Raw genomic sequence first — 4,108 nt, forward strand, 5'->3', positions numbered from 1 at the left:
GTTGTAAAAAGTCTGTTCTTACCCAGCCTTGTGTGCGATCGCCTGTTTGTAGCGATTTACTGCGACCTTTTTGAACCGCAGTTTCCCAGCTCCAGTCATTTATTTCACCCTTTAAACCGGCAACAAAACGTAAGGTGTCAGATTCAATATCCCATTGGCGTGCACCTGCATCTACAGTTCTGAAGAAGTTAATCCCCACTTGTTGACCGAATGGGTTATTAGGGTGATTAGCTGGCACAGTTAAGCCTGCATCTTTATCTAATGGAGTCGGCGCACCCTGTGCAACTGAACTATTATGTTGTACAGCCAGTTCCATAAAAGCAGTTATGCCAGTATCAAAGTTATATTCAAACTGTGAGATAGCACCAACACGCTCAGAAGCTGGAGTGATATAGCCAAAAGGACCATAATCAAACACACAGCTATTACTGCTACTTATTTGATCTGCAGGGCAGTTTGGATCTGCCATTTGAGTGCCATTAACATCAAATGTACCTGGAAAGCCTCGTGATGAGCGAAAGTCTTGACCGCCATAAGGGGCTTGGTTAGCTGTGCCAAGACTTCCCATTTCATTTGAACTAAGAGTCGTGTTCTTATAATAATCAACAATGACAGATGCACTACTTTTATCTGAAGTTGTACCCCAAACTAAGCTTGCAGTCGTCTCTTCGTAATTAGGGCCATCGGTACCACCGTAGCCTAAGTTAACTTCAAGGCCATCGATATCCTTTTTCAAAATAACGTTAACGACACCTGCTACTGCATCAGAGCCATAAATAGCAGATGCACCATCTTTTAAAATATCAATACGTTCGATTGCTGAAACAGGGATGCTATTGATATCCACAAAAGAGTTAGTGATACTTTCAGCAAACGCGCTGATTGCTACGCGTCGACCATTAATTAATACTAAAGTTGCGTCAGCCCCGAGTCCTCTTAAGCTTACAGCGGCGGAACCATTTGCAGTTGAGTCTTGGTTATTACCACGAGTTGAAAAAGTACCGTTACCAGCAGCAGGCATTTTTTCAAGTAATTGTTGAAGGTTGTCGTAGCCCATATTATCAATGTCTGCACGGCTAATTGATTGTACGGGAGATGGACCTTCCATATCTGAGCGTTTAATACGAGAGCCAGTCACTTCAATGCGTTCGACATTTTCAGCTTCTTGAGCGGCACTTGCTGACGCAGTATAACTGCCCATAAATGCAAGTGTTGCACACGCAAGAAGAGTGGGGGAAAATGGAATTTTTTGTTTCATCCTTCAGTCCTTGTTGTCAAGTTATTAATTTTTTTGGTTTGTTTAACCGGGGGTATTAATAGCATGTTGCATTATTGTAAGCAAGTGGGCGGAAGGTCTAATATAGAATTTTTTACATATATTAAATAACGTGTAATCAAAAACGCCTAACTGAGTTAGGCGTTTGAAGGAGATTATATTTTGTGTTTCATTAACCGTTCTTTTTCGCGAGACCAGTCTTTACTTTTACCGTCCTCACGCTTGTCGTGCATTTTTTTACCTTTCGCTAAGTGAAACTCGAGCTTTACCCAGCACTGCTTCCAGTACATGGCCGTGGCAACTAGTGAATAGCCATCACGCTCGGTTGCACCTACTAGGCGGTCTAGTTCGCGCCGGTTTAATAGTAATTTTCGATAGCGCATTGAGTCGCAAATTACATGACTAGAAGCACTGATAAGTGGCTGAATTTGACTGCCAAGTAAAAACGCTTCGCCGTCTTTTAGGTGAATGTAAGTCTCAGAGATGTTTACTTTGCCAGCTCGGATGCTTTTTACTTCCCAGCCTTGCAGTTCAACGCCTGCTTCAAACTTGTCGTGTAAAAAATACTCATGACGCGCCTTCTTATTGAGCGCGATGGTATTACTTGTCGATTTAGATGATTTTTTCTTAGCCATAGTGGCTCATAATATACGTAAAGCACCGCTTTTTACATCGATTTTTTAATTTCTGACTAAAAAATAGAATTTAGGTCTGTTGGCCTCTAAGGGGGGATTTGTGCAATCTAGAGGCGATTTAATCGGGGCACGAGATTTTGTAACCTAAAATAGGCGCTAAGTATAATTGAGCAAAGCTAGCATGTTCTGATCATGACCTTTATCTAAAAATCAAAATACGATGCTACACATTCAATCAGGAAAAGCTAACAAACCTAATTGCACCAGTAAAGTTTGGGGAAAAACGCAAAGCTTGCTAAAATTCTCCCACACAGTTGGGAGTGAGTATGCCACAAATAGAAAAAAGTGCGCTAGTAATGTATAGCAGCCAAGAGATGTTTAATTTAGTGAATGATATTAACGCGTATCCAGAGTTTTTACCAAATTGCTCAGACGCTAAAATTATTTCTCAGGAAGAAGATAAAATGACCGCTAGTCTTGAAATTTCAAAAGCGGGTTTAAAAAAGTGGTTTACCACTGAAAACACCATGATTGATGAGCACACTGTGGCATTACAGTTAGTTGATGGACCATTTAAAGCATTACATGGGCGCTGGCATTTCAAGATGCTTGATGAGCAAGCCTGTAAGGTTGAGCTCAAACTTGAATTTGAGTTTGCCAGTAAACTCATAGAGCTTGCTTTTGGTAAGATTTTTAATGAAGTGGCTAAGAATATGGTTAATGCGTTTTCTAAACGGGCAAAAGAAGTATATGGGCCGCGGTCATGATTAATGTTGAAGTGGTTTTTGCGTTGCCGGATAAGGCGACTTGTTTAAACATACAAGTACCCAAGGGCACTCATGCTGAACAAGCGGTGATTAATTCAGGGATTATTGAGAAATGTCCTGATATTGATGCTAGCAAATTAACCTTAGGTATTTGGAATCGCACTTGTAAATTGGACCAAGTGCTTGAAGATGGAGATAGAATAGAAATTTACCGTCCGTTAATAGCTGATCCTAAAGATGCTAGGCGCCGTCGCGCTGAAAAAGCAAAAGAAGAAGGTCGAGCTAATAAAGTGACCGGTGGTCGTCCAATTGATAAATCCTAAAGTGGGTTGAGTATATTTTATACCCACACAAAAAAGGTTAGCCGTAGCTAACCTTTTTACTGCTTTAGTAAACTAGTTTACTCTTCAAGCGGAGTATTGAACTCACTTGGTTGTTCATAGTCACCTGAAATACTAGATAACTTTTCATTTTCAAAATTAATAACGAGTGACTTACGTTGCTCATTTTTACGATCTTTGTTAAATACATACAAGTAATGCCAAGTGCTTTTATCAAATGCATCTTCAGCGACGGGCTTACCAAGTACATAAAGGACTTGTTCACGAGTCATATTAACGCGGAGCTTATCTACATCTGTTTGCTCTAAAAAATTACCTTGCGGAATATTAATTCGGTAAACCCAACTAGAACAACCTGCGAGTGTAGTAAATGTGAGGGCAACGATAAGCCAAAAAGAAAAAGTTTTTAACGACTGCATTGTTTATTTGGATCCTTATTTTTTATAATCTTCATGATACCGATTAGTCACTGAAGGTAAAACCCTTTTAATCAATTGTTTTAACCTAAATGTATGTAGAGCGATGGTTTGACCATGAAGTTAACTAAAAGTTTAATTGTGAATAGCCAAATATTACAACAGCCGCCTTATAATTGGCATTTATATATAGTGCAAACTCGTCATGGTCATTGGTATACAGGTATAACGACCCATGTTAATAAGCGCCTTACGGCGCACCAGGCTGGGCTAGGTGCGAAAAACTTAAAAGGTAAAGGGCCGCTTAAGCTTATATATCAGCAGTGGGCTGGAGATCGTAGCGCGGCAAGTAAGTTAGAAATACAACTAAAAAAACTCACTAAGCAGCAAAAAAAGCTATTTGTTAACGCTAATGGGATTTATTAGTCGTTAATTTAAGTTGTCGCTGAGTCTGCTTTAAATTCCTCAATTGAAAGCAGGCTCTTGCTAGGAGCGAGTCGCCATTGTGAAGGTTTTTCGACTGAGGTAAACGATAAGCTAAGTTTGCTTGGCCTGAATCTAAACGCATAAATAGCTTAGTTATTTTCGACAACGGTGATGCAAATGAATGCGCCAATAGATAGCTCATCAAACTTGCTAAAAGTGCAATACCGATAGCAAAGCTAATGGGCTG

General features: G+C 40.0%; 7 protein-coding genes. 3 read left to right on the top strand and 4 right to left on the bottom strand.

Features of this window, described 5'->3' with window-relative positions:
• The coding region (locus ACT3RM_RS17045; RefSeq protein WP_444511455.1) for a TonB-dependent receptor plug domain-containing protein at positions 1–1,258 on the bottom strand (1,258 nt) is incomplete at its 3' end.
• 173 nt (positions 1,259–1,431) lie between these two features.
• Positions 1,432–1,911 (bottom strand): SsrA-binding protein SmpB, encoded by a 480-nt coding sequence (smpB, locus tag ACT3RM_RS17050; RefSeq protein ID WP_441836651.1) that lies wholly within the window; start codon positions 1,909–1,911, stop codon positions 1,432–1,434.
• A 326-nt stretch (positions 1,912–2,237) separates the two neighbouring features.
• Here smpB and ACT3RM_RS17055 point away from each other — a divergent pair, with 326 nt between their 5' ends.
• Both ACT3RM_RS17055 and ACT3RM_RS17060 read left to right on the top strand, forming a co-directional pair.
• A complete protein-coding gene (locus ACT3RM_RS17055) occupies positions 2,238–2,678 on the top strand; it encodes a type II toxin-antitoxin system RatA family toxin (protein WP_441836650.1) in 441 nt (146 codons plus the stop codon).
• A complete protein-coding gene (locus ACT3RM_RS17060; protein ID WP_441836649.1) occupies positions 2,675–3,001 on the top strand; it encodes an RnfH family protein in 327 nt (108 codons plus the stop codon). The genes ACT3RM_RS17055 and ACT3RM_RS17060 overlap by 4 nt, the downstream gene beginning before the upstream one ends.
• 77 nt (positions 3,002–3,078) lie before the next feature.
• On the opposite strand, the gene ACT3RM_RS17065 is transcribed toward ACT3RM_RS17060, so the two are convergent.
• Positions 3,079–3,438, bottom strand: a complete 360-nt coding sequence (locus ACT3RM_RS17065; protein WP_441836648.1) for an outer membrane protein assembly factor BamE — start codon at positions 3,436–3,438, stop codon at positions 3,079–3,081.
• Between the two features lie 114 nt (positions 3,439–3,552).
• Here ACT3RM_RS17065 and ACT3RM_RS17070 point away from each other — a divergent pair, with 114 nt between their 5' ends.
• Positions 3,553–3,861: a GIY-YIG nuclease family protein gene (locus tag ACT3RM_RS17070; RefSeq protein WP_441836647.1), complete on the top strand. Its 309-nt coding sequence runs from the start codon at positions 3,553–3,555 to the stop codon at positions 3,859–3,861.
• On the opposite strand, the gene ACT3RM_RS17075 is transcribed toward ACT3RM_RS17070, so the two are convergent.
• Positions 3,845–4,108, bottom strand: a 264-nt coding sequence (locus ACT3RM_RS17075; protein WP_444511456.1) for a hypothetical protein, incomplete at its 5' end; no start/stop codon positions are given. The two genes, ACT3RM_RS17070 and ACT3RM_RS17075, sit on opposite strands and share 17 nt — an antisense overlap.

Source organism: Pseudoalteromonas sp. AOP7-A1-14 (assembly GCF_052376275.1).
Classification (GTDB): Bacteria; Pseudomonadota; Gammaproteobacteria; order Enterobacterales; family Alteromonadaceae; genus Pseudoalteromonas.

What these genes read in the sequence shown, in the direction of transcription:
- ACT3RM_RS17070 (WP_441836647.1), top strand. Translation starts at nt 3,553, where the DNA reads ATGAAGTTAACTAAAAGTTTAATTGTGAATAGCCAAATATTACAACAG.
- ACT3RM_RS17060 (WP_441836649.1), top strand. Translation starts at nt 2,675, where the DNA reads ATGATTAATGTTGAAGTGGTTTTTGCGTTGCCGGATAAGGCGACTTGT.
- ACT3RM_RS17055 (WP_441836650.1), top strand. Translation starts at nt 2,238, where the DNA reads ATGCCACAAATAGAAAAAAGTGCGCTAGTAATGTATAGCAGCCAAGAG.
- ACT3RM_RS17065 (WP_441836648.1), bottom strand. Translation starts at nt 3,438, where the DNA reads ATGCAGTCGTTAAAAACTTTTTCTTTTTGGCTTATCGTTGCCCTCACA.
- smpB (WP_441836651.1), bottom strand. Translation starts at nt 1,911, where the DNA reads ATGGCTAAGAAAAAATCATCTAAATCGACAAGTAATACCATCGCGCTC.